The organism is Microbacterium commune (assembly GCF_014836945.1).
GTDB classification, from domain to species: domain Bacteria; phylum Actinomycetota; class Actinomycetes; order Actinomycetales; family Microbacteriaceae; genus Microbacterium; species Microbacterium commune.
On the sequence record NZ_JACSPX010000003.1, the window covers coordinates 62,212 to 84,654 of the forward strand.

The following is a 22,443-nucleotide window of genomic DNA, read 5'->3' on the forward strand; positions in this document are numbered from 1 at the left end:
GTGACCGAACCGCGCTTCAACCCCGACGTTCCTGAGATCCACCGACCGTATGCTGCGGCCGCTGAGCGGTACCAGCGCTTCGCCTACCGTCAGGTCGGAGCGAGCGGCCTCTACCTGCCGCCGATCTCGCTCGGCCTGTGGTGGAACTTCGGCGACAACATCCCGCTCGACAACCAGCGCGCGCTGCTGCGTCACGCCTTCGACAGCGGGATCACGCACTTCGACCTCGCCAACAACTACGGACCTCCCTACGGCTCGGCCGAGAAGAACTTCGGCCGCATCATGTCGGAGGATCTCGCACCGTACCGGGACGAGCTGATCATCTCGTCGAAGGCGGGCTGGGACATGTGGCCGGGCCCGTACGGCGATCTCGGCAGCCGCAAGTACATCCTCGCCAGCGCGGAGCGATCGCTCACGAGCATGCGCCTGGACTACGTCGACATCTTCTACTCGCACCGCGTCGACCCGGTCACCCCGGTCGAGGAGACCATCGGCGCACTCGACACGCTGGTGCGACAGGGCAAGGCGCTCTACGTCGGCATCTCGTCGTACAGCGCCGAGCGCACCGAGGCCGCGCTCGCCGTGGCACGCGATCTCGGCACCCCCCTGGTGATCCACCAGCCGTCGTACTCGATCCTCAACCGCTGGGTGGAGGACGGCCTGACCGACACCCTGAGAGCGGCCGGCATGGGCGCGATCGCCTTCACGCCGCTGGCCCAGGGGCTGCTCACCGACAAGTACCTCGGCGACGGCACCGCCGACCGTGCGCAGAAGCGCCGCTCGATGCCGGACCGTCCGGTGTCCGACGAGGGACTCGCGGTGCTGCGCGGGCTCAACGACATCGCCGCCGACCGCGGACAGACGCTCGCTCAGATGGCGCTGCAGTGGACCCTGCGCGATCCCGTCGTCGTCTCGGCGCTGATCGGCGCCTCGCGGCCCGAGCAGATCGACGAGAACATCGCGGCCGTCGACGGCCCGGCATTCACCGATGACGAGCTCACGTCGATCGACGCGATCGCGCACGGCATCGACGTCAACCTCTGGTCCGTGTCGTCGGAGCTGTGATGGGGCAGAGGCCGGATGCCGTGCACGTCAGGGCTCCCGGCAAGATCAACGTCTACCTGGGCGTCGGTCCGCGGCATGACGACGGCTATCACTCCCTGGCCACCGTCTTCCAGGCCGTGTCGCTGTACGAGGACGTGTACGCATCGGCGGCTGCCGGCTTCACCCTCGAGGTCGACGGCGAGGTGGACGTCTCGGGCGTCCCCCTCGACGACCGCAATCTCGCGATGAGGGCGGCCAAGCTGCTCGCGCAGACCGCGGGGGTGGATGCCGGGGTGCACCTGCGCATCCGCAAGGGCGTGCCCGTGGCCGGGGGCATGGGCGGCGGCTCTGCGGATGCGGCCGCCGCACTCGTCGCGTGCGACGCCCTGTGGGGCACCGAGCTGGGTGCGCATCGCCTGCACGCCCTCGCCGCGCGTCTCGGCGCCGACGTGCCGTTCGCCCTGCACGGCGGCACCGCCGTGGGAGCGGGCCGCGGCGACGAGCTGACCCCGGCGCTCGCCAGGGGACGCTTCGACTGGGTGCTCGTGCTCAGCGAGCAGGGCCTGTCCACCCCGGAGGTGTACGGCCGGCTCGACCAGCTGCGCGCGCAGGAGGGCGCCGTGGCCGACGACCCGCCGATGTCGCTCGACGTGCCGCTCGCCGTGCTGCACGCGCTGCGGGCCGGTGACGCCAGGGAGCTGGCACCTGCCCTGCTCAACGACCTCGAGGCCGCGGCCGTGATCGACCGACCCGATCTCGGGGCCACGCTCATCGACGGCATCCGCTTCGGCGCGCTCGGCGGCCTCGTCTCCGGCTCCGGACCGACCATCGCCCTGCTGTGCGAGAGCCCGGAGCACGCGCGTGCGGTGCAGGATCAGCTGCTCGGCACCGGCCGGCGCGCCCTGCACGTGCACGGTCCGGTGCCCGGCGCCCGACTCGTGGGGTGACGCGAACCCGTGGGGTGAGACGCGAAGAGGGATCCGCCCGATCGGACGGATCCCTCTCTCATGCGGCAGGTCAGCGGACGGTGCCGGCGCGACGCTTGTTGTAGATGTCGAACGCGACCGCGAGCAGCAGCACGAGACCCTTGACGATCTGCTGAGCGGCCTGCGGCACGCCCATCAGCTGCATGCCGTTGGACATCACGGCCATCACCAGACCGCCGACGAGCGCGCCGCCCACCCGGCCGACACCGCCCATGGTCGAGGCGCCGCCGATGAAGCAGGCCGCGATCACGTCGAGCTCGAACATGTTCCCCATGCCCGGCTGGGCGCCGTTGGAGCGCGACGAGAACACCGCGGCGGCGATGCCGGTGAGGAAGCCCATGTTCACGAAGATCCAGAAGTTCACGCTCTTGACGTTCACGCCCGACAGGCGCGCCGCCGAGAGGTTGCCGCCGACGGCGTAGACGTGACGACCGAACACGGTGCGGTTGGTGACGACCTGGTACACGAGGATCAGCACCGCCACGATGATCAGCACGATCGGGAAGCCGCGGTTGTACGCGAGCGCCCAGGCGAAGGCGAGCAGCACGGCCGACACGACGACGAGCTTGAGGATGAACAGGAACGCGGACTCGACCGGCTGGTTGTATCCCTGACGTGCACGACGGGTGCGCAGCGAGCTGACGACGAGTCCGACCACGGCGACGAGCCCGATGACCAGCGTGAAGATGTCGACGGTCTGCGGCAAAGCCTTGAGCCCCTGGCCCTGTCCGATGGTGATCGAGCCGAACAGGCTGTCGAGGAAGCCGCTGGCGACGTTGCGGTACTCCTGCGAGAACGGCGAGAGGGACACGTTGTTCAGCACCAGCCAGGTCAGGCCGCGGAACAGCAGCATGCCGGCCAGCGTGACGATGAACGCCGGGATGCCGACGATCGCCACCCAGAAGCCCTGCCAGACGCCGACGATGATGCCGACGACGATGGCGGCGATGATGCCGACCCACCAGGGCATGCCGTTCTTGATGACGAGCACGGCCGAGACCGCTGAGGCGAACGCGAGCACCGAGCCGACCGACAGGTCGATGTGGCCGCCGACGATCACGAGGATCATGCCGAGGGCCATGATCAGGATGTGAGCGTTCTGCAGGACGATGTTCGTCACGTTCTCGGGCGAGAGCAGCTTGCCGCCGGTGGTGATCGTGAAGATCGCGACGATCGCGATGAACGCGATGTAGATGCCGGACGTGCGCAGGTTCTGCGTCAGCAGGTCCTTCACCTCGGTGAAGACGTTGTTCACGCTGCTGCCTCCTTCGTGGAGTTGGGTTCGATGGTCATGAGCGACATGAGCTTCTCCTGGGTCGCCTCGGCGACGGGAAGCTCACCGGTGATGCGCCCGTAGGCGAGGGTGTAAACGCGGTCCGAGAGGCCGAGGAGCTCGGGAAGCTCGCTCGAGACCACGATCACGGCCTTGCCCGCGGCGGCGAGCGCGTTGATGATCTCGTAGATCTCGTACTTGGCGCCCACGTCGATGCCGCGGGTGGGCTCGTCGAGGATCAGGACGTCCGGGTCGGTGTACAGCCACTTCGCGAGGACGACCTTCTGCTGGTTGCCGCCGGACAGATTGCCGACGACCTGCGCGACTGTCGGCGACTTGATGTTCAGGTCGCGACGATACTGGTCGGCGACCTTGATCTCCTCGTTGCCGTCGACGAAGACGCCGCCGGTGACGAGCTTGCCCAGAGCCGAGGACGAGATGTTCGTCTTGATGTCCGTGATCAGGTTGAGGCCGTACTGCTTGCGATCCTCCGACACGTAGGCGAGTCCGTTGTCGATCGCCTCGCGCACGGTCCGGGTGGAGATCTCCCTGCCTCGCATGAACACCTTGCCCGAGGCGTCTCGGCCGTAGCTGCGGCCGAAGACGCTCATCATGAACTCGGTGCGTCCGGCGCCCATCAGCCCGGCGATGCCGACGATCTCGCCCGCGCGCACCGACAGCGACGCCTTGTCGACGACGACGCGACCGGCCTGCGTCGGATGCATGACAGACCAGTTCTCGACGCGGAAGATCTCCTCGTGGATGTCGGGCGTGCGCTCCGGGAAGCGGCTGTCGAGGGAGCGCCCGACCATGCCGCGGATGATGCGGTCCTGGGTGGCGTCCGGCCCGTGCATGTCGATCGTCTCGATCGTCTCGCCGTCGCGGATGATGGTCGTCGAATCGGCGATGTCGACGATCTCGCCCAGCTTGTGGCTGATGATGATGCTGGTGATGCCCTGATCGCGCAGGTCGCGCAGCAGGCTCAGCAGGTGCTCGGAGTCGGTGTCGTTCAGTGCGGCTGTCGGCTCGTCGAGGATGAGCAGGCTGACGTCCTTCGTGAGCGCCTTGGCGATCTCGATGAGCTGCTGCTTGCCGACACCGAGCTGCCCGACGATCGTCGTCGGGTTCTCGTTCAGGCCCACGCGAGCCAGCAGCTCGGCGGCCTGGGCGTTGACCTCGTGCCAGTCGATGAGGCCGCCGCGACCGAGGATCTCGTTGCCGAGGAAGATGTTCTCGGCCACCGAGAGGTAGGGCACGAGAGCCAGCTCCTGGTGGATGATGACGATGCCGGCGCGCTCGGAGTCCTTGATGGCTCCGAATTCCTGTGGGGCGCCGTCGAAGATGATGTCGCCCTCGTACGTGCCGTGCGGGTAGACGCCCGACAGCACCTTCATGAGGGTGGACTTGCCGGCGCCGTTCTCGCCGCAGATGGCGTGGATCCGGCCACGCTCGACGCTGAGGTTCACGCTCTTGAGAACCTTGACGCCGGGGAAGTTCTTGGTGATGTTGCGCATCTCGAGGATGACGTCGGACATCGGTGCTCCTGTCTCTGGAAGCGCGGACCCACGGGGTCCGCCGCGCCGCTCATGGTGCGCGGCGAACCCCGTGGTATTCGTGCGAGTGATTACTCGGCGACGCCGGCTGCGACCTCGGCCTCGGTCCAGTAGCCCGAGTCGATCAGCAGGGACTGGATGTTGTCGCTGACGACGATGTCGGACTCGAGCAGGAACGACGGGACGACCTTCTCGCCGTTGTCGTAGGTCTCGGTGTCGTTCGCCTCGGGCTTGTCACCGTCGGCGAAGGACTCCGCAGCGGTCACGGCCTGGGAGGCCAGCTTGCGGGTGTCCTTGAAGATGGTGGCGTACTGCACGCCGTCGGCGATCATCTTCACCGAGGCGATCTCCGCATCCTGACCGGAGACGACCGGCAGGCCCGCCTCGATGGTCGAGCCGTAGCCCGCGTTCTCGAGGGCGGTGATGATGCCGCGCGACAGTCCGTCGTAGGGGGAGAGCACACCGTCGAGCTGCTTCGAGCCGCCGTCGTAGGTGCTGGTCAGCAGGTCCTCCATGCGCTTCTGCGCGACGGCCGGGTCCCAGCGCAGCGTCGACACGGTGTCGAAGTCCTTCTGGCCCGAGCCGATGGTCAGGCGACCGTCGTCGAGGTAGGGCTTCAGGGTGTCCATCGCGCCGTCGAAGAAGAATCCGGCGTTGTTGTCGTCGGGCGAACCGGCGAACACCTCGATGATCTTCTTGTCGGCGAGGTCGGTCTCCTTGCCGTCGGCGTCGAGGTATCCGAGACCCTGCAGCAGGCTCTGCGCCTGCTGCACGCCGACGTTGTAGTTGTCGAACGTGACGTAGAAGTCGACGTTCTTGGTGCCGTTGATCAGCCGGTCGTAGGCGATGACCGGGATGCCCTTGCTGGCGGCGTTGTCGAGCTGGGTCGCCAGCGCGGTGCCGTCGATCGACGCGACGATGAGGATGTCGGCGCCGTTGGTGATCATCTGGTCGAGCTGCTGCTGCTGACGCGGGATGTCGTCGTTCGCGAACTGGAGGTCGACCTCGTAGCCGAGCTCCTCGAGCTGGGACTTGACGGCGTCGCCGTCGGCGATCCAGCGCTCGGAGGTCTCGGTCGGCATGGCGACGCCGACGAGGATGTCCTCTGCGGCGCCGTCACCGCCGGAGCCGGAGCCCGGCTCGGCGCTGCTGGAGCATGCGGCAAGACCCAGAGCCAGGGCGAAGGCGCCGGTGGCCGCGAAGGTGCGCAGGACGGTGTTTCTCATTGCGATCTCTCTTCCTCGAAAGGTGGCTTGATGCGGCGGACTGCACTGTCGTCTCCGGGAGGCGCTGACGCCGCTCTCGGAGCATTGCATATTGAGGTGCCTGCGGACAAATAAATCTGTGGCGCCTGCGAACAAATTAACCGATTCGATATCATTCCGGAAGCCGAGCAACGCAGAGGTGATCTCGATGGCTGAACCGCTTCTGCGGATGACGGGCGTGACGAAGCGATTCCGCGGCGTCGTCGCGCTCTCCGGCGTCTCCATCGACGTCCACCGTGGCGAGGTGCACGCGATCTGCGGCGAGAACGGCGCCGGCAAGTCCACGCTGATGGAGATCATCAGCGGCGTCCACCCGCACGGCAGCTTCGAGGGGACGATCGAGCTCGAGGGCCGCCAGGTCGCGTTCCGCTCCCTCGCCGACAGCGAAGCCGAGGGGATCGTCATCGTGCACCAGGAGCTGGCGGTCGTGCCGCAGCTCACAGTCGCCGAGAACATCTTCCTCGGCAACGAGGTCACCCGCCACGGGCTGCTCGACCGGGATGCCGCGAATCGGCGCGCGGCCGCGGTGATGGCGCGCGTCGGCCTGGACGAGAGCCCCGCCGCGCGCACCGGCGACCTCGGCATCGGCAAGCAGCAGCTCGTCGAGATCGCGAAGGCGCTCGCCAAGGACGTGCGCCTGCTGATCCTCGACGAGCCCACTGCGGCGCTCGGCCGGGACGATTCCGACCGGCTGCTGGCGCTCGTGCAGCAGCTGAGCGCCCAGGGCATCACCTGCGTGCTCATCTCGCATCGACTCCACGAGGTGCTGCGGGTCGCTGACCGCATCACCGTCATCCGTGACGGGGCGACGATCGAGACGATGCGCACCGACGATCCGGAGACAGACGAGCGGCGGATCATCCGCGCGATGGTGGGTCGGCCGCTGGACGACCTGTTCCCGCCGCGCGAGCCCGACATCGGCGAAGAGCTCTTCCGGCTCGAGAACTGGACCGTCCACCATCCGGCCGACCCCACCCGCGTCGTCGTCGACGACGTGCATCTGACCGTGCGCTCCGGGGAGATCATCGGGATCGCGGGGCTCATGGGAGCAGGGCGCACGGAGCTTGCGATGAGCGTGTTCGGCAGATCGTACGGCTCGGTCATCACCGGAGCGGCATACAAGCGCGGGCAGCCCATCGAGCTGCGCTCGGTGCGCGAGGCGATCCGCAACGGCATCGTCTACGCCCCTGAGGACCGTCGACGCGACGGGCTCAACCTGCTCGCCAGCGTGCAGTCGAACGTGTCCGCGGCAGCGCTGGGACGACTCTCCGAGCACGGACTCGTGGACGACGTGCGCGAGCGCAAGGTCGCCGAGGCGTACCGGTACAAGCTCAACATCAAGGCGCCGAGCGTCGCGTCGCGGACGGGAGTGCTCTCCGGCGGGAACCAGCAGAAGATCGTCCTGTCGAAGTGGATCTTCACCAACCCGGACGTCCTCATCCTCGACGAGCCGACCCGAGGGATCGACGTGGGCGCGAAGTACGAGATCTACGGGTTCATCAACGAGCTGGCGGCGCAGGGCAAGGCGATCATCGTCATCTCGTCGGAGCTGCCCGAGGTCATCGGGCTCTCCGACCGCATCTACACCCTCGCGCATGGGCGGATCACCGCCGAGATCGCGCGACGCGATGCCACCCAGGAGCTGCTCATGTCGCACATGGCGGTCGAACGAGCATGATCGACGACCTCCCCGCGGTCGGCCGCGGAGCATCGCCCGCACCTGTCGCCGTGACGCGCACGACGAACGAGGACGTGCGGGCGCAGAACCTCTCCGCGGTGCTGCACCTCGTGCATGCCGCCGGTGCGCAGTCGCGATCCGAGATCGGTGCCGTCACGGGGCTGAACCGCTCGACGGTGACCGCTCTCGTGCAGGAGCTGCTGGATCTGCGCCTGGTGCGGGAGGAGTCGGTCAAACCCACCGGGCGCGTCGGGCGTCCGTCCCTCGGCGTCGCCGCCGACGACGACGTCGTGGCGCTGAGCATCGTCGTCGATCCACGCGCGATCTCCGTGGCGCTGGTCGGGCTCGGATCGGCGGTGCACTCGCGGGTGCGGCACGATCTGGCATCCCCGCCGAGCCCGCGGCGGTTCGCGCACGTGGTGGCCTCGCTCGTCGACGGGATGCGGGCCGACATCGATCGTCACTACCGGCTGGTCGGCGCCGGGGTCGCGGTGCCGGGGCTCGTCGACTCGCGGGGCACGGTGCTGCTCTCGCCGCCGCTGAGCTGGCGGCGCGAGCAGCTCGCGCATCGTCTCAGCGACGTGCTTCGGATGCCCGTGGCCGTGGGCAACGATGCGAGCGTGGGCGCGATGGCCGAGACGCGCTTCGGTGTGGCCCGCGGGGTGCGCAACGTGCTCTACCTGAGCGGGTCGATGAGCGGCATCGGCGGCGGCCTCGTGATCGATGGATCACTGCTGCGGGGCACCTCCGGCTTCGCCGGCGAATTCGGTCACACCGTGGTCAACCCCTCCAGCGCCCTGTGTAGCTGCGGGCGGCGCGGATGCCTGCAGGTGGAGGTGAACCCCGCCACCGTGCTCGCGCTTCTCGGCCGCCGGGGACTCGACGAGGACGAGCTCGACATCGAGCTGAGCGTCGCGCGCGACCCGGTCGTGCTCGCCGAGGTCGCCAGGCAGGTCGATGTGCTCTCGGTGGCGCTGACGAACTTCGTCAACGCGTTCGCTCCCGAGATGGTCGTGCTCTCCGGCTACCTGGGCGTGCTGCTGGCCACCAGCCGCGAGCGGCTCTCCGAGGCGGTGCGCCTGCATCCGGTGGGGTCGGAGGGTCGCACTGTGCGACTCGAGCGCGCCCGCATGCGCTCGCACCTCATGCAGATCGCGCCCGCCGAGCTGGCCTTCGAGGCCGTGCTGAACGATCCGTCCGCCGCGACGTCGCAGCTCTGATCCTGGAGGCCCGCCGGCTTCGCCGCGTGTGAGGATGGAGTGATGGCTGCCCAGAAGAACTGGCGTATGCGTCTGGTCGAGGCGATCCGCGTCGACGCCGCATCGCGACCGGAGACCCAGGCGATCCTCTCGGTCGACGAGATGTACGCCCGGCGCGTGATCGAGCTCGCGATGCGCATCGCGGAGTCGCTCATCGCCGTCGGCGCGGCAGCGAACGAGGTCGTGCTCTCCGCCACGCGAGTGGCAGCCGCGCTCGGCATCCGCCCGGTGCATGTCGACATCACCTTCAACTCGATCGCCGTGTCGTACCAGGGCGGCGAGTCCGATCCGCCCTTCACGGCGATCCGCGTGGTGCGCGCGCCCGTTCCCGACCACGCGAAGCTGCAGCAGCTGCAGGCGCTCGTGGTCGACATCGAGGCGGGGCTGGCCCTGCCCGAGGCGCGGGTGCGCTTCCATGCCATCCGGCGCATGCCCTTCCGATACCGCCCGACCGTGATCGTGCTCGCGCAGGGGCTGCTCGCCGTCGGCGTCTGCCTGCTCTACGGAGCGTCGTGGATCACCACGCTCATCGCGTTCCTCGCCGCGTGCGGGGCTGCGCTCACGCAGCGGTGGATGGCCCGGATGCACGTGCCGTTCTTCTTCTCGCAGGCGGCAGGGGCGCTGGTGGTCACGGCGTTCGCCGCAGCCGCGAACGTGCTGCGCAGCCAGGGCGTCGCACCCTTCGACCAGGCCGGCGTCGCCGTGATCGTCGCCGCCGGGATCGTGCTCATGCTCGCCGGGATGTCGGTCGTCGGAGCCGCGCAGGACGCGATCGACGGCTTCGCGCTCACCGCGGGCGGGCGCATCCTGGATCTGGCGCTGCTCACCCTCGGCGTCGTCGTGGGTATCGTGGGCGGAGTGGCCCTCGCGCAGCGGCTGGGGATCGGCTTCACGCTCTCGACCGAGCCGCCGGCACTCGGCCCCGGCTCGATGCAGGTAGCGGGCGTCGTGCTGATCGCCGTGACCGTGGCGGTGTGGAACGGCGCGACGACGCGCACGATCCTCGTCTCGGCGGTGCTCGGCGCGATCGCGTGGGGCGGGTTCAGCGCGGGCGCGGCCGGCGGGTTCGGCGTGCCCATCGCCAGTGCGGCCGGCGCGCTGATCGCGAGTTTCGTGGGCACGCTCATCGCGCACCGACTGCACGTGCCGTCCATCGCAGTGACCACCGCCGCCATCGTCCCCATGGTCCCCGGCTCTGTCGTGTACCGCGGACTGCTGGGGATCGTCGAGGCGCAGGACGACCCGATCTCGCTGATCCTCGGCTTCGCCGACCTGCTGCAGGCGGGCGCGGTGGGACTGGCCCTGGCATCCGGTGCGTCCCTCGGCCTCGTCCTCGGCGCGCCCGTGCGCGACACGCTGCAGAGTGTCGTGCGCCGCCGCGGGCGCATCCGCTAGCCGCGGGCGTCGAGTCGCCGGCGACGAGTCGCAGGTGCAGAGTCGTGCGCGGAGCCGCGGGGGCGGACGCCGATATGCTGGCTTCCGCCCCATCGCGGCGACGAGGAGGAACCCGTGAGCGACGCCACCGGAGCCGGCCCCGATTCCCTCGACCGCATCGCCGCCGACCTTCTCGCCCTCAAAGAGGCGAATCCGATCTCCTACGCCGAGATCGGACGGCGGATCGGCGAGCAGCGGGTCGCCCGCGGCGTTCCCGCGGCGGCCGCCTATCCGGCGCGCAGCACGGTCTACGACGTGTTCCGCGCCGGCCGCACCCGGATCGACCCCGACCTGCTGCGCGACATCGTGACCGCCCTCGGAGGGGACGAGGCCGAGGTGGAGCGGTGGGCGCAGCGCGCCCGGCAGCTCAGACGGCCGACGGAGCCGACCGCCAGACAGCGCGTGGCGCCGACGGCGCGGCCCGTCGCGTTGCCCGCACCGGCTGACATCGACCGGTTCCCGGGCGCGCAGCAGCCGCGCTGGTGGAGCCCTTACGTGCTCCTGCTCGGATGCATCGTCTTGAACCTCCTGGGGATCATGGTCGTGCAGGCCCTCCACCTGCCGATCTATCTCGACATGGCGGGCACCGCCACCGCCTCGATCATCCTCGGCCCGTGGCACGGAGCCGTCGTCGCGACGGCGGGCAACCTCCTCGGCTTCGCCGTCGGCGCTCCCGGTGCCGCCCCCTACGCCCTCGTGAATCTGGCGGGAGCACTCGTCTGGGGATACGGGGTCCGGCGCTGGCGGATGGGCGACGGGATCGGGCGCTTCTTCGCCCTGAACCTCCTCGCCGCCACCGCATGCTCTCTGGTCGGCGCCCCTCTCGGCGTCTTCCTCTTCGGCGGCCTCAGCGGACACGGCTCCGACACGGTCACCGAATCGATCGTGACGATGGGGCTGCCGTTGATCGCCGCGGCCTTCTCCTCGAACATCCTGACCTCGGTGATCGACAAGGTCCTGACCGGCTTCATGGCGCTGATGGCCTTCGTCTGGCTGCACCGGGCGGCGGGCTTTCCCGCATCGCACATGCCGCTCGTCGAGCGCCTGAGCGCCAGTCCCGAGCATCCGCACCCGTCAGCGCGCCTTTGATCCGACTCCAGGCCGTCGCGCTCGTCGACGATGGGCGACGGGGGCACGGGTACCGCATAGCCTTGAGGTGATGGCACATCTACTTGGGGCCGAGGCCCTGCACCTGGAGTATCCGACCAAGGTCGTCCTCGATGCGGTGACGGTCGGAATCGACGAGGGCGATCGCATCGGCATCGTCGGTCGCAACGGCGACGGCAAGTCGACCCTCATGAAGCTGCTCGCCGGTGTCCTCGTGCCGGATTCGGGACGGGTGACCCGCCGCGGTGGCCTGCGTGTGGGTGTGCTGGAGCAGCAGGACAGCCTCGACGACGACATGAGCATCGGGCAGGCGGTCGTCGGCGATCGGCTGGAGCACGAATGGGCCGGCGACGCCCGCACCCGTGACGTGATCGCGGGGCTCCTGACCGACCTGCCATGGGAGGCGCGGATCGGATCGCTCTCGGGCGGTCAGCGGCGTCGTGTGCAGCTCGCGCAGCTGCTCATCCAGGACTGGGATCTGATCTTCGCCGACGAGCCCACCAACCACCTCGACGTCGAGGCGATCACCTGGCTCGCGGCGCACCTCAAGGGCCGCTGGCCGAAGAACGCCGGCGCGCTGCTGGTCGTCACGCACGACCGCTGGTTCCTCGATGAGATCTGCACGGCGACGTGGGAGGTGCACGACCGCATCGTCGAGCCGTTCGAAGGCGGCTACGCCGCATACATCCTGCAGCGCGTCGAGCGCGACCGGATGGCCGCGGCATCCGAGGCGAAGCGGCAGAACCTCGCCCGCAAGGAGCTCGCCTGGCTGCGCCGCGGAGCACCCGCGCGCACGAGCAAGCCGAAGTTCCGCATCGATGCCGCGAACGCCCTGATCGCCGACGTGCCGCCCATCCGCGACTCCGTCTCACTGCAGTCGCTGGCCGTGTCACGTCTGGGCAAGGACGTGGTCGATCTGCTCGACGCCGGGGTCTCGTACGGCGAGAAGACCGTTCTGCAGGACGTCGAGTGGCGCATCGCGCCCGGTGAGCGCACCGGCATCCTCGGTGTCAACGGCGCCGGCAAGTCCACTCTCCTCGGACTCGTCTCGGGTGACGTCGAGCCCACCAGCGGACGGGTCAAGCGAGGCAAGACCGTGCAGGTGCGCACCCTCACCCAGCGCACCTCCGAGCTCGAGCAGCACTGGAACGACCCCGTGCGCACGGTCATCGAGGGTCTGCGCACCTCGTACACGTTCGGCAGCGGATCGAAGGCGGCAGAGCTCACGCCCGGGCAGCTGCTCGAGCGCCTCGGCTTCACGTCGGCGCAGCTGTCGACGCCGGTGCGGGATCTCTCGGGCGGCCAGCAGCGCCGACTGCAGCTGCTGCTCGTGCTGCTCGACCAGCCGAACGTGCTCATCCTCGACGAGCCGACCAACGACATGGACACCGACATGCTCGCCGCCATCGAGGACCTCCTCGACTCGTGGCCCGGCACGCTGCTCGTGGTCAGCCATGACAGGTACTTCCTCGAGCGGGTCACCGATCAGCAGTACGCCGTGCTGCGCGGACGGCTGCGGCACCTCCCCGGCGGGATCGACGAGTACCTGCGGCTGCGCGATCTGGAGAGGCGGGAGCAGGCGGGCTCATCCGCCGGGGGAACCGGCGGATCCGGCGCACCGGGCGCCGCGGCGAAGGCATCCGGACTGGACGGGGCCGCGCGCCGTGCGGCCGAGAAGGAGATCGCCGCACTCGAGCGACGCATGCAGAAGCTCAACGACCAGATCGATCGCGCCCGGCACGCGCTCGCCGATCACGATCAGGCGGACTACACGGGTCTGGGGGAGCGGATGCAGCAGATCCAGGCTCAGCAGGGCGAGGTCGAGGAGCTCGAGCTGCGCTGGTTCGAGCTCACCGAAGAGCTCGGCTGAGCTCTGCCCGCGGTCTGGATCACCGCGCGATCGCGTACCAGATCAGCAGCATCGTGACGACGAAGCCGCAGGCGTAGTTGATCCACAGGAAGTGCCGCCAGCCGCGGTTCGCCGCACCGGATTCGGCATCCGACACCGAATGGTACGGCGCTGCCGCCCACAGGTACGGCAGCGCCAGCACGGCGGCGAGCGCACCGGGCAACCCGGTGAAGAGCATGAGCACTCCCGCTACCGCCCAGCAGGCCAGCGCCAGCCGCACGGTGCGAGCGGCGCCCAGAGCCGTCGCGATCGACGAGATGCCCCCCTCGCGGTCGGGCACCACGTCCTGCACGGCACCGAACGCGTGGCTCGCCACACCCCAGAGGAAGAAGGCGGTCAGCACCGCGACGAGGCCCGGGGTGGCCGTCCCGCCGGCGAGCGCGAATCCGTACACCGCCGGGCTCACGAAGTGGATGCTGGAGGTGATCGAGTCGAGCACCGGCACCTCTTTGAAGCGGAACGGCGGCGCCGAGTACGCGACGACGGCGAACAGACTGATCGCCAGGATCAGCCACGACAGGGGCGAGCCGAGCACGATCAGCGCGACGACGAACGGCGCGCTGAGCACGATTGAGCTCACCAGGACCGTGCGGTGCCGCTGCGGCGACAGCAGCGCCCCCTCGACTCCGCCCTTGCGGGGGTTCGCGAGGTCGGAGGCGTAGTCGAACACGTCGTTGATCCCGTACATCGCGAGGTTGTACGGCACGAGGAAGAACAGCGTGCCGATCACCCAGCGGGCGTCCAGCGTGCCCGCGACGAGCAGGTACGCGGCCGCGAACGGGTAGGCCGTGTTGATCCAGCTGAGCGGCCGCGATGCGGCCAGCAGATCACCGATCATCGGCACGCTCCCTTCGCAGCCGCGACCACAGCGCGGGCAGCAGGATCACCGCGGCGAGCGGATAGGCGAAGTCCTCGAGCGGGGCTTCGCCGATCCGGATGCCCGAGATGTGCGCGCTCGAGTAGTCGAACAGGCCGACGGCGATCATCAGATTGTCGAACACCGCGGTGAGCAGCACGAGAGCGGCCACCGCGATGAGCAGCGACGCGGCGGACGGCATCCGGTCGCGCCTGCGCACCACCAGCGCGATCGCGCCGGCCGCGAGGAGGAAGCCCGCGCACAGCAGCACGTAGCTCATGCGTCCGCCTTCCGACGCGCGGCGAGCACCTTCTGGGCGCCGCAGACGAGCACCATGGTCAGCTCGCACAGGAACAGCAGGAAGATCGGCTCCTCGATCGGCAGCTCGGGGGCGAGCAGGATGCCGGTGGCGAACTCGCCCTCGTCACGGAAGAAGATCCCGAGGCCGATCCCGGCCAGATCCCAGAGCAGGAAGAACACGGTGCCGATGAGCAGCACGAGCACCGCCCGTCCCGGATCGCGGCCGAGGAAGAGCCGGTGGCGCACATCGAGCAGCACCATTCCGGCGAGCGACACGAGCAGCGCGATCAGGTAGCCCGCGCTCACAGCGGCTCCGCCAGCGGACCGGCCGAGACGTCTCCGCGCAGACGCTTGACGACCAGCTCGGCGCTGATCAGGCACATCGGCAGGCCGATGCCGGGGATGGTCGTGGCGCCGGCGTACAGCAGCCCGTCGACCTTCGACGACGTGTTGGCGCCGCGCAGGAATGCACTCTGTCGCAGCGTGTGCGCGGGCCCCAGCGCGCCACCGCGCCACGCCCCGAAGTCGCTCTCGAAGTCGGCGGGGCCGATCGTGCGGCGCACGACGATGCGCTCCCGGAGGTCGGGGATGTCGCACCAGGCGGCGATCTGGTCGATCGCCGCGTCCGCCGCGCGCTCGACGCGCTCGTCACCGGCGCCGTCGACGCCCCCGGCGCCGATCGACGTGTCCGCGGGCACGGGGATGAGCACGAAGAGGTTCTCGTGACCGTCGGGCGCGACCCGGTCGGTCGCGCTCGGCTTGCAGACGTACAGCGATGCGGGATCGGGGATGCGCTTGCCTTCGCCGCGGCGGCCCCTGCCGTAGATCGCGTCGAATCCCTCTTCCCACTCCTTGGTGAACAGCAGCGTGTGGTGCGCCAGCTGCGGCAGCTCTCCGCGCACGCCGAGCAGTGCGAGCACCGCACCGGGGCCAGGGTCGCGCCCCTCCCACCACCGGTCCGATCTCGTGCGGTGCTCGGGGTCGAGCAGCTGCTGCTCGGTGACGTGCAGGTCGGCGGTCGACACGACGACGTCCGCGGGCAGGTGCTCGCGGGTGCCGTCCGAGAGCTCGACGTCGACCCCCGTGGCTGCGCCGCCGTCGACCGCGATGCGGCGGGCACGGCATCCGGTGCGGATGTCGACGCCCTCGGCTCTCGCCACGCGGGCGATGGCCTCGATCACGGCGGCGAAGCCGCCGCGCGGGTAGAGCACGCCCTGACCGATGTCGAGGTGGCTCATCAGGTGGTACATGCCTGGCGCCTTGGCGGGCGAGGTGCCGAGGAAGACCGCCGGATACCCGAGCACCTGCTGCACGCGCGGCTCGCGGCTGTGGCGCCGGATGCGTCGGTCGAGGGGCTCCGCGAGCAGTCGCGTCAGGGTCGGGAGTCCGCGCAGCGTGCGCGGCGTGAGCAGCGGACGCAGCGACTCGTACGTGCTGTACAGGAACGTCGAGGTCGCGAGATCGTAGGTGTCCGCCGCGGAGGCGAGGTAGCGGTCGAGGCGCTGCTCGGCATCCGGATCGAGAGCGACGAGAGCGTCTCGTGCGCCCTCGGCGGGCAGGTCGAACGGGTCGTGGTCGTCTTCGAAGTAGACCCGGTAGGCCGGGTCGAGTCGCACGAGGTCGAGCTGCTCGGCCGACGAGGTGCCGAGCAGACGGAAGAAGTGATCGAACACCTCGGGCATCAGGTACCACGAGGGGCCGGTGTCGAAGCGGAACCCGCCGGACTCCCAGCTGCCGGCGCGGCCGCCGAGGTCGTCCCGCGCCTCGACGAGTGTGACCGACGCGCCCTCCCGAGCGAGCAGTGCGGCGGTGGCGAGGCCGGAGATGCCTCCGCCGATGACGACGGCGCGTCTCATACTGTGGTCCTTCCTGCTGCCGCGTTCGCCAGGATGCCGAGCTTGCGGCCCAGCGGCACGGAGACGCGAGTGGTGCGGAGCGCTGCTGCCGGAGTCTCGCGCAGCTGCTCGTTGAGGCGACCGAAGAGCGCGGCCGCTGCTGTCGTCGCCCGGCGGGACCCGCGCGGCAGCCGCGCGATCGCCTCGCGTGCGACGGCGAGATCCTCGGCGATCTCGTCGACCACTGCCGCCTTGTCGCGGTCGGTGAAGGTCTGCGGGTCCAGTCCCGGGATGTACGAGCGGCCCAGCCGCCCCGCGTCGTCGGCCAGATCGCGCAGGAAGTTCACCTTCTGGAACGCCGCGCCCAGGCGCCGCGCGCCCTCCTCGAGCCGGTCGTCGAGTGTGAATCCCGGCTGCTCGAGGGCGAACACCCGAAGGCACATCGAGCCCACCACCTCGGCCGAACCGTGGATGTAGCGACGGTACTGCTCGTGATCGAAGCGCGCGTGCTCGGTGGCGTCCATGCGCATCGACTCGAAGAACGGCCGCACGAGGTCGGCGCCGATCCCGGTCCGTCGCGCCGTGGTGGCGAACGCGTGCACGACGAGGTTCGCGCTGAACCCGCAGGCCATGGCGCGCAGGGTGTCCTGTTCCAGGGCGTCGAGGATCGCGAGCACCTCAGGGCGCTGCAGTCCCGCCTCCGCGGCCGGGCCGTCGACGATCTCGTCCGCCACGCGGACGAGCGCATACACGTCGGCGATGCCGCCGCGCACCTCGCGCGGCAGCAGGCGGCTCGCGTAGCCGAACGAGGTGGAGTACCCGCTGATCACGTGCGCCGAGGCCGCGTGCGCCGTGCGGGTGTAGAGGTCGAGTGCGCTCGCCGCCCTCACGACTGCCGCTCCGCGCAGCGTTCGGCGATCTGCGCCAGCTCTGTGCGCAGCCCCGTGGGCAGCGGCGCGATGGCGATCGCATGCAGGACGTCGTGCAGCACTCCGTCGATGACCCGCTGCATCCGCTCGACCGCGCCGCAGGCGATCAGCGCGGCGCGAAGCCGGTCTGCGTCGGACGCGTCGAGCGGCGCCCGGCCGAACAGCGGGCGCACGGCCTCCCATTCGGCGGTGCCCTCCGCGAACGCGACGAGCAGGGTGCGCTTGCCCTCGCGCAGGTCTCCGATGACGCTCTTGCCCGTGCTGCTCTCGGCGCCGAAGACGCCCAGAGCGTCATCGCGCAGCTGGTACAGCAGCCCCAGCCGGGATCCGATCCAGTCCAGGGCGTCCACGACCTGGTCGGTGGCGCCGGCGAGCAGCGCCCCCACCCGCAGCGGGGCGGCGAACGAGTACGCGGCGGTCTTCTGCTCGATCATCTTCAGGATGTCGGCCTGCTCGGCGCGCATGACGCCCTTCGCGTAACCCACATCGGCGTGCTCTCCCGCCGCGGTCAGGATCAGCGCGTCGTCGATCACCCGGTGCAGGGTCGCGGCCACCGGATGCGCGATGTCGGCGACGAGCACGTGCGCACCGCTGATCAGCAGATCGCCGGCCAGCACGGCTGATGCCTCACCCCAGGCCATCGCGGTGTCCGGATCGTGGCCGTCGTCGAGCGCGGCGGCCGCGAACCTGCCGGCGAGATTCGGCTTCCCGCGGCGCACGAGGTCGCGGTCGAGCACGTCGTCGTGAAGGAGAAGAGCGGTGTGCAGCACCTCGAAGGCCGCCGCGGCGCGCAGCGCCGAGTCCTCCTCCACACCGCCGAGGCTCTCGTGGGCGAGCAGCAGCAGCCGGGGCCGCAGGCGCTTGCCGCCCTGGGTCGCGTCCGCCGCGCGACGCCACAGGTCGCCGTATCGCCCACCCATGTCATCGGCGCGGGTGATCCGGTCGGCGAAGAATCTGTCGATGATCTCGTCGAGTCGCGGATCCACGGCCGTCTCGAGTCTCATGCGACGCTCCGCCAGGCGGCGGCGTGGATGGTTCCGGCGGTGGCCGACAGCTGCTGCGCCTGCAGGACGAGCCAGGGGCTGAACGCCCACGGTGCCGCGGTCAGCGCTGCGGCGAGATCCTCCGGGCTCACCCAGCGGACGTCCATCACCTCGGCGGGGTTCAGCTCCGGCTCGCCGACGGCGCGCGCGGTGTAGACAGGGCAGATCTCGTTCTCGACGATGCCCGAGGCATCCACCGCCCGGTAGCGGAAGTCCGGCAGCTCGAGCTCCACGTCGGCGATGCGCAGACCCAGTTCTTCCTGCGCGCGACGCTGGACCGCGTCGGGAATCGCCTCGAACGGCGCCGGGTGCCCGCAGAACGCGTTGGTCCATGTGCCGGGCCAGGCGCGCTTGGTCAGCGCCCGTCGGGTCAGCAGCAGGCGCCCGTCGTCGTCGCGCACATGGCAGGAGAATGCGAGGTGCAGCGGGGTCGCCTCATGGTGCACTTCGTCCTTGCGGGCGACGCCGCTGGGATTTCCGTCGTCGTCGAGAAGGATCACGCGCTCGGGGGACTGGGTCACTTCGGCCTCCTGTGTATTCGCTAGACAGGCTAGCTTTCAACTCACGAGATATCCACATCCGGACGTAAAATCGACACCATGCCGAAACTCACGCGGTCCGGTTCGCCGGCTCCGGTTCTGCACGACCCGCGCCTCAACGACCCGGCGCAGGAACTCGTGCGCACCGGCGATCTCGCCCCGGCGGACCTGGAGAGCGTCCTCGAGGTGCTCGAGTCCATGCGCCGCTGGCGCCAGGCCGAGCGCGAGAACAGCGAGGCGTCGCAGCGGTACATGCGGCTGGGGGCGAGCGACATGAGGGCGCTGCGCATGCTGATCGCCGCGGGAAACCAGAAGCTGCCGATGACGCCGAGCGCGATGGCGGGGCAGCTCGGCATCTCCGCCGCCTCCACGACCAAACTGCTCGACCGTCTGGAACGCGGCGGCCATGTCGTGCGTCGCGCGCACCCCGACGACCGCCGCAGCCTGGTCATCGAGGTGACCGAGGAGACCCGCCATGCCGCGCGCGCGACGGTCGGTCGCGAGCACGCCAGGCGCTTCGATGTCATCGCCGCGCTCAGCCCGGAGCAGCGCCGCACGGTGGCCGACTTCTTCGACGCCATGGCGGCCACCGCCGAGCGTGACGCTGTGTGACGAGCCGATTCTGAGTGGGCGCCGGCGGCCGCGTACGTTTTCGGAGTCCCCCACGAGAGGAAGAACCCGAAAATGTCCCGCCGCTTCACCACCCTCGCCGCGGCCGCCGCCGCGGCCGCCGCGGGGCCCGTCCTCGTCACCGGTCTCGCCGGCTGCGCCTCCGCCGACGCGGGAGACGCCGGATCCGCCGGCGCCGACGACACCGTCAAGATCGGCGTGGTCGGCAAGAGCGACCCGCAGTGGGCCGCGTTCGAGAAGGCGGCGAAGGCGGAGGGCATCGACATCGAGCTCGTCGACTTCGGGTCCTACGAGCTTCCCAACCCGGCGCTCACCGAGGGCGAGATCGACCTCAACCAGTTCCAGCACGTGATCTACCTCGCCCAGTACAACGAGGCGTCCGGCGAGGATCTGGCGGCCATCGGATCCACGCAGACATACCCGCTCGGCCTGTACTCGTCGAAGTACGACGACGTCGACGACATCGCGGAGGGCGACACCGTCGCCGTGCCCGACGACGCCTCCAACCAGGCGCGCGGTCTGCTCGTTCTGCAATCGGCCGGACTCATCGAGCTCAAGGACGGCGGCTCGCCGTTCTCCGATCTCTCCGACATCGACGAGGCGAAGTCCAAGGTCAAGGTGACCGCGCTGGAGGCGGCGCTGACTCCGGAGGCTCTGCCCGATGTCGCCGCGGCCATCATCAACAACGACTTCGTCGAGGAGGCGGGTCTGAAGTTCGACGACGCGCTGTTCACCGACGACGCGTCCGACCCGGCCGCCGCCCCCTACGTGAACATCTTCGCCTCCCGTGCGGAAGACGTCGACAACGAGACCTACCTGAAGCTCATCGAGATCTTCCAGACCGACGAGGCCGTGCAGAAGGGCCTCGCCGAGTCGTCGGGCGGAACCGGTGTGACCGTGCAGCTCTCCCAGGAGGAGCTGGCGAAGACGCTCACGACCGTCCAGAAAGACGTCGCGGACAACAGCTGATCTCCTGAGAGAATCGGGCAGTGCGAGGCGCGCTGCCCGATTCTCCGTTTCCGGGCGCTGCGCCCGCCCCTTCCTCCCACCCGAAGCCGGAGTGCACCCATGCCGATCGTCTCGCTCGAGAACGTGTCGAAGCGATACCCGTCCCCGCAGCGCGCGGGAGACCAGGTCACCGCGGTCGACGACGTCACCCTGCACATCGAGAAGGGAGACGTCTACGGCATCATCGGCTATTCGGGGGCAGGCAAGTCCACCCTCGTGCGACTCATCAACGCCCTCGAGCCGGCGACCGAGGGGCGCATCACGGTCGACGACGTCGAGGTCACCGCGCTCTCCGAGCGGGAGCTGCGAGCGGTCCGCACCGGCATCGGCATGATCTTCCAGCAGTTCAACCTCTTCTCGGCCAAGACCGTGCGCGCCAACATCGCGTATCCGCTGAAGCTCGCCGGCTGGTCCAAGGCCGACATCGACGCCCGCGTCGCCGAGCTGCTCTCGTTCGTCGGCCTCAGCGACAAGGCGCGCTCGTACCCCGAGCAGCTCTCGGGCGGTCAGAAGCAGCGTGTCGGGATCGCCCGCGCCCTCGCGACCCGACCCGCCATCCTGCTCGCCGACGAGGCCACCAGCGCGCTCGACCCCGAGACCACGCACGAGGTGCTCGCCCTGCTCAAACGGGTCAACGAGGAGCAGGGCGTCACCATCGTGGTCATCACGCACGAGATGGATGTGATCCAGACGATCGCGACGAAGGTCGCCGTCATGGACCGGGGGCGGGTGATCGAGCAGGGGGATGTGTTCGAGGTGTTCTCGGCGCCCCGGCATCCGGCATCGCAGCGCTTCGTCGGAACCGTGGTCAAGGGCATCCCCTCCCCGGCGGAGCGCGCGGTGCTGCGCGAGCGCCACCGCGGTCGGCTCGTGACGTTCTCGTTCCGCGACGGCGGGCCGTCGCAGGCCCAGCTGTTCGTCGACCTGGCGGAGGCGGGGCTGGAGTTCGAGCTCGTGTTCGGCGGCATCAACGACATCCGCGGGCGGGCGTTCGGCCACCTGACTCTCGCCATCCGTGGTGAGCACAAGCGGATCGACGACGTGCTCGTCGGCATCGGTCGCACGGTCGATGTGACCGACATCGATCGGGAGGAGGAGCGCTGATGGATCGTCTCGTCGAACTCGCCCCGGAGTTCTGGCAGGCAGCGGTCGAGACGCTGTACATGGTGTCGCTGACGCTGCTGTTCGGCGGGGTCCTCGGCGGCCTGATCGGAGTGGGCCTCTACCTCGCCCGGCCGGGCGGGATGCTGCAGAACCGCGCCGTGTCGTTCGTGCTGAACCTGTTCATCAACTTCTTCCGGCCGATCCCGTTCGTGATCCTCATCACCGTGCTGATCCCGTTCTCGCGCTTCGTCGTGGGCAGCGGCATCGGCACCAACGCCGCGATCGTGGCGCTCGTGGTCGCCTCGATGTTCGCCATCGGGCGCATCGTCGAGCAGCACCTGGTCGGGGTCTCGCCGGGGGTCATCGAGGCCGCGCGCGCGATGGGCGCCGGGCCATGGCGCACGCTGTTCACCGTCGTCATCCCGGAGGCGCTGGGCCCGCTCGTGCTGGGCTACACGTTCGTCATCGTCGCGCTCATCGACATGACGGCGATGGCGGGGTACATCGGCGCGGGTGGCCTGGGCAACTTCGCCCTCACGTACGGGCGTCGCCAGTTCGAGCCGGTCGTGATGTGGGCGGCGGTGCTGCTGATCGTCGTGTTCGTGCACTTCGCGCAGTCGCTCGGCACGTACCTCGCCCGGCGGATCATGCGGCGCTGACACGACGCGGCCGCGAGCGGCCGAGAGCGGCC

The 22,443-nt window shown here is 69.6% G+C and carries 21 protein-coding genes; 11 read left to right on the forward strand and 10 right to left on the reverse strand.

Translation table 11 applies throughout. The features are described from left to right. Both H9633_RS10455 and H9633_RS10460 read left to right on the forward strand, forming a co-directional pair. Positions 1-1,065 (forward strand): aldo/keto reductase, encoded by a 1,065-nt coding sequence (locus tag H9633_RS10455; protein ID WP_313480378.1) that lies wholly within the window; start codon positions 1-3, stop codon positions 1,063-1,065. Continuing rightward, positions 1,065-1,991, forward strand: a complete 927-nt coding sequence (locus H9633_RS10460; RefSeq protein ID WP_191713133.1) for a 4-(cytidine 5'-diphospho)-2-C-methyl-D-erythritol kinase — start codon at positions 1,065-1,067, stop codon at positions 1,989-1,991. The genes H9633_RS10455 and H9633_RS10460 overlap by 1 nt, the downstream gene beginning before the upstream one ends. 70 nt (positions 1,992-2,061) lie before the next feature. On the opposite strand, the gene mmsB is transcribed toward H9633_RS10460, so the two are convergent. The 3 genes from mmsB to chvE all read right to left on the reverse strand — a co-directional run bounded on the left by mmsB (position 2,062) and on the right by chvE (position 6,082). Beyond that, on the reverse strand, positions 2,062-3,285 hold the full coding sequence (gene mmsB, locus H9633_RS10465; RefSeq protein WP_071644301.1) for a multiple monosaccharide ABC transporter permease: 1,224 nt from the start codon (positions 3,283-3,285) through the stop codon (positions 2,062-2,064). Then, the gene (mmsA, locus tag H9633_RS10470) at positions 3,282-4,838 is read right to left on the reverse strand and encodes a multiple monosaccharide ABC transporter ATP-binding protein (protein ID WP_191713134.1); all 1,557 of its coding nucleotides are present in this window, start codon (positions 4,836-4,838) and stop codon (positions 3,282-3,284) included. The genes mmsB and mmsA overlap by 4 nt, the downstream gene beginning before the upstream one ends. 89 nt (positions 4,839-4,927) lie before the next feature. After that, the gene (gene chvE, locus H9633_RS10475; RefSeq protein WP_071644952.1) at positions 4,928-6,082 is read right to left on the reverse strand and encodes a multiple monosaccharide ABC transporter substrate-binding protein; all 1,155 of its coding nucleotides are present in this window, start codon (positions 6,080-6,082) and stop codon (positions 4,928-4,930) included. A 187-nt stretch (positions 6,083-6,269) separates the two neighbouring features. Between chvE and H9633_RS10480 the strand changes: the two genes are divergently transcribed. From H9633_RS10480 to H9633_RS10500, 5 genes are all read left to right on the forward strand, one after another. After that, positions 6,270-7,799 carry a sugar ABC transporter ATP-binding protein gene (locus H9633_RS10480; RefSeq protein ID WP_191713135.1) on the forward strand — a complete coding sequence of 510 codons (1,530 nt, stop codon included), beginning with the start codon at positions 6,270-6,272 and terminating at the stop codon, positions 7,797-7,799. Next, the gene (locus H9633_RS10485; RefSeq protein WP_191713136.1) at positions 7,796-9,019 is read left to right on the forward strand and encodes an ROK family transcriptional regulator; all 1,224 of its coding nucleotides are present in this window, start codon (positions 7,796-7,798) and stop codon (positions 9,017-9,019) included. The genes H9633_RS10480 and H9633_RS10485 overlap by 4 nt, the downstream gene beginning before the upstream one ends. 42 nt (positions 9,020-9,061) lie before the next feature. Beyond that, positions 9,062-10,453: a threonine/serine exporter family protein gene (locus H9633_RS10490; protein WP_191713137.1), complete on the forward strand. Its 1,392-nt coding sequence runs from the start codon at positions 9,062-9,064 to the stop codon at positions 10,451-10,453. 114 nt (positions 10,454-10,567) lie between these two features. Beyond that, complete coding sequence (locus tag H9633_RS10495; protein WP_191713138.1) at positions 10,568-11,581, forward strand: hypothetical protein; 1,014 nt, start codon at positions 10,568-10,570, stop codon at positions 11,579-11,581. 70 nt (positions 11,582-11,651) lie between these two features. Beyond that, the gene (locus H9633_RS10500) at positions 11,652-13,469 is read left to right on the forward strand and encodes an ABC-F family ATP-binding cassette domain-containing protein (RefSeq protein WP_191713139.1); all 1,818 of its coding nucleotides are present in this window, start codon (positions 11,652-11,654) and stop codon (positions 13,467-13,469) included. 19 nt (positions 13,470-13,488) lie between these two features. Here the strand turns inward: H9633_RS10500 and H9633_RS10505 are convergent, their stop codons facing one another. From H9633_RS10505 to idi, 7 genes are read right to left on the reverse strand one after another with little or no spacing between them, the layout of a single operon-like run. Then, the gene (locus H9633_RS10505) at positions 13,489-14,346 is read right to left on the reverse strand and encodes a prenyltransferase (RefSeq protein WP_191713140.1); all 858 of its coding nucleotides are present in this window, start codon (positions 14,344-14,346) and stop codon (positions 13,489-13,491) included. Next, positions 14,336-14,644 carry a lycopene cyclase domain-containing protein gene (locus tag H9633_RS10510; protein ID WP_191713141.1) on the reverse strand — a complete coding sequence of 103 codons (309 nt, stop codon included), beginning with the start codon at positions 14,642-14,644 and terminating at the stop codon, positions 14,336-14,338. Before H9633_RS10510 ends, H9633_RS10505 begins: the two co-directional genes overlap by 11 nt. Then, complete coding sequence (locus H9633_RS10515; RefSeq protein ID WP_191713142.1) at positions 14,641-14,970, reverse strand: lycopene cyclase domain-containing protein; 330 nt, start codon at positions 14,968-14,970, stop codon at positions 14,641-14,643. Before H9633_RS10515 ends, H9633_RS10510 begins: the two co-directional genes overlap by 4 nt. After that, positions 14,967-16,520, reverse strand: coding sequence for a phytoene desaturase family protein (crtI, locus tag H9633_RS10520; protein ID WP_191713143.1), 1,554 nt, complete (start codon positions 16,518-16,520; stop codon positions 14,967-14,969). Before crtI ends, H9633_RS10515 begins: the two co-directional genes overlap by 4 nt. Then, on the reverse strand, positions 16,517-17,389 hold the full coding sequence (locus tag H9633_RS10525) for a phytoene/squalene synthase family protein (protein WP_071644507.1): 873 nt from the start codon (positions 17,387-17,389) through the stop codon (positions 16,517-16,519). The genes crtI and H9633_RS10525 overlap by 4 nt, the downstream gene beginning before the upstream one ends. Then, positions 17,386-18,432 carry a polyprenyl synthetase family protein gene (locus H9633_RS13050; RefSeq protein WP_225211404.1) on the reverse strand — a complete coding sequence of 349 codons (1,047 nt, stop codon included), beginning with the start codon at positions 18,430-18,432 and terminating at the stop codon, positions 17,386-17,388. The genes H9633_RS10525 and H9633_RS13050 overlap by 4 nt, the downstream gene beginning before the upstream one ends. Then, on the reverse strand, positions 18,429-18,992 hold the full coding sequence (gene idi, locus H9633_RS10530) for an isopentenyl-diphosphate Delta-isomerase (protein ID WP_191713145.1): 564 nt from the start codon (positions 18,990-18,992) through the stop codon (positions 18,429-18,431). The genes H9633_RS13050 and idi overlap by 4 nt, the downstream gene beginning before the upstream one ends. Positions 18,993-19,070: 78 nt before the next feature. Between idi and H9633_RS10535 the strand changes: the two genes are divergently transcribed. The 4 genes from H9633_RS10535 to H9633_RS10550 all read left to right on the forward strand — a co-directional run bounded on the left by H9633_RS10535 (position 19,071) and on the right by H9633_RS10550 (position 22,411). After that, entirely contained in the window at positions 19,071-19,622 is a 552-nt protein-coding gene (locus H9633_RS10535; protein ID WP_071644504.1) for a MarR family winged helix-turn-helix transcriptional regulator, read from the forward strand. Positions 19,623-19,694: 72 nt separating this feature from the next. After that, positions 19,695-20,609 carry a MetQ/NlpA family ABC transporter substrate-binding protein gene (locus H9633_RS10540; protein WP_191713146.1) on the forward strand — a complete coding sequence of 305 codons (915 nt, stop codon included), beginning with the start codon at positions 19,695-19,697 and terminating at the stop codon, positions 20,607-20,609. A gap of 99 nt (positions 20,610-20,708) precedes the next feature. Continuing rightward, on the forward strand, positions 20,709-21,752 hold the full coding sequence (locus H9633_RS10545; protein WP_191713147.1) for a methionine ABC transporter ATP-binding protein: 1,044 nt from the start codon (positions 20,709-20,711) through the stop codon (positions 21,750-21,752). Then, on the forward strand, positions 21,752-22,411 hold the full coding sequence (locus H9633_RS10550) for a methionine ABC transporter permease (protein WP_071644501.1): 660 nt from the start codon (positions 21,752-21,754) through the stop codon (positions 22,409-22,411). Before H9633_RS10545 ends, H9633_RS10550 begins: the two co-directional genes overlap by 1 nt. Positions 22,412-22,443: the final 32 nt, after the last annotated feature.

Coding starts and splice junctions, on each gene's coding strand:
- H9633_RS10480 (WP_191713135.1), top strand. CDS start 6,270: ATGGCTGAACCGCTTCTGCGGATGACGGGCGTGACGAAGCGATTCCGC.
- chvE (WP_071644952.1), bottom strand. CDS start 6,082: ATGAGAAACACCGTCCTGCGCACCTTCGCGGCCACCGGCGCCTTCGCC.
- crtI (WP_191713143.1), bottom strand. CDS start 16,520: ATGAGACGCGCCGTCGTCATCGGCGGAGGCATCTCCGGCCTCGCCACC.
- H9633_RS10510 (WP_191713141.1), bottom strand. CDS start 14,644: ATGAGCTACGTGCTGCTGTGCGCGGGCTTCCTCCTCGCGGCCGGCGCG.
- H9633_RS10500 (WP_191713139.1), top strand. CDS start 11,652: ATGGCACATCTACTTGGGGCCGAGGCCCTGCACCTGGAGTATCCGACC.
- H9633_RS10485 (WP_191713136.1), top strand. CDS start 7,796: ATGATCGACGACCTCCCCGCGGTCGGCCGCGGAGCATCGCCCGCACCT.
- H9633_RS10505 (WP_191713140.1), bottom strand. CDS start 14,346: ATGATCGGTGATCTGCTGGCCGCATCGCGGCCGCTCAGCTGGATCAAC.
- H9633_RS10460 (WP_191713133.1), top strand. CDS start 1,065: ATGGGGCAGAGGCCGGATGCCGTGCACGTCAGGGCTCCCGGCAAGATC.
- H9633_RS10540 (WP_191713146.1), top strand. CDS start 19,695: ATGTCCCGCCGCTTCACCACCCTCGCCGCGGCCGCCGCCGCGGCCGCC.
- H9633_RS10535 (WP_071644504.1), top strand. CDS start 19,071: ATGCCGAAACTCACGCGGTCCGGTTCGCCGGCTCCGGTTCTGCACGAC.
- H9633_RS10550 (WP_071644501.1), top strand. CDS start 21,752: ATGGATCGTCTCGTCGAACTCGCCCCGGAGTTCTGGCAGGCAGCGGTC.
- H9633_RS10490 (WP_191713137.1), top strand. CDS start 9,062: ATGGCTGCCCAGAAGAACTGGCGTATGCGTCTGGTCGAGGCGATCCGC.
- H9633_RS10545 (WP_191713147.1), top strand. CDS start 20,709: ATGCCGATCGTCTCGCTCGAGAACGTGTCGAAGCGATACCCGTCCCCG.
- mmsA (WP_191713134.1), bottom strand. CDS start 4,838: ATGTCCGACGTCATCCTCGAGATGCGCAACATCACCAAGAACTTCCCC.
- H9633_RS13050 (WP_225211404.1), bottom strand. CDS start 18,432: ATGAGACTCGAGACGGCCGTGGATCCGCGACTCGACGAGATCATCGAC.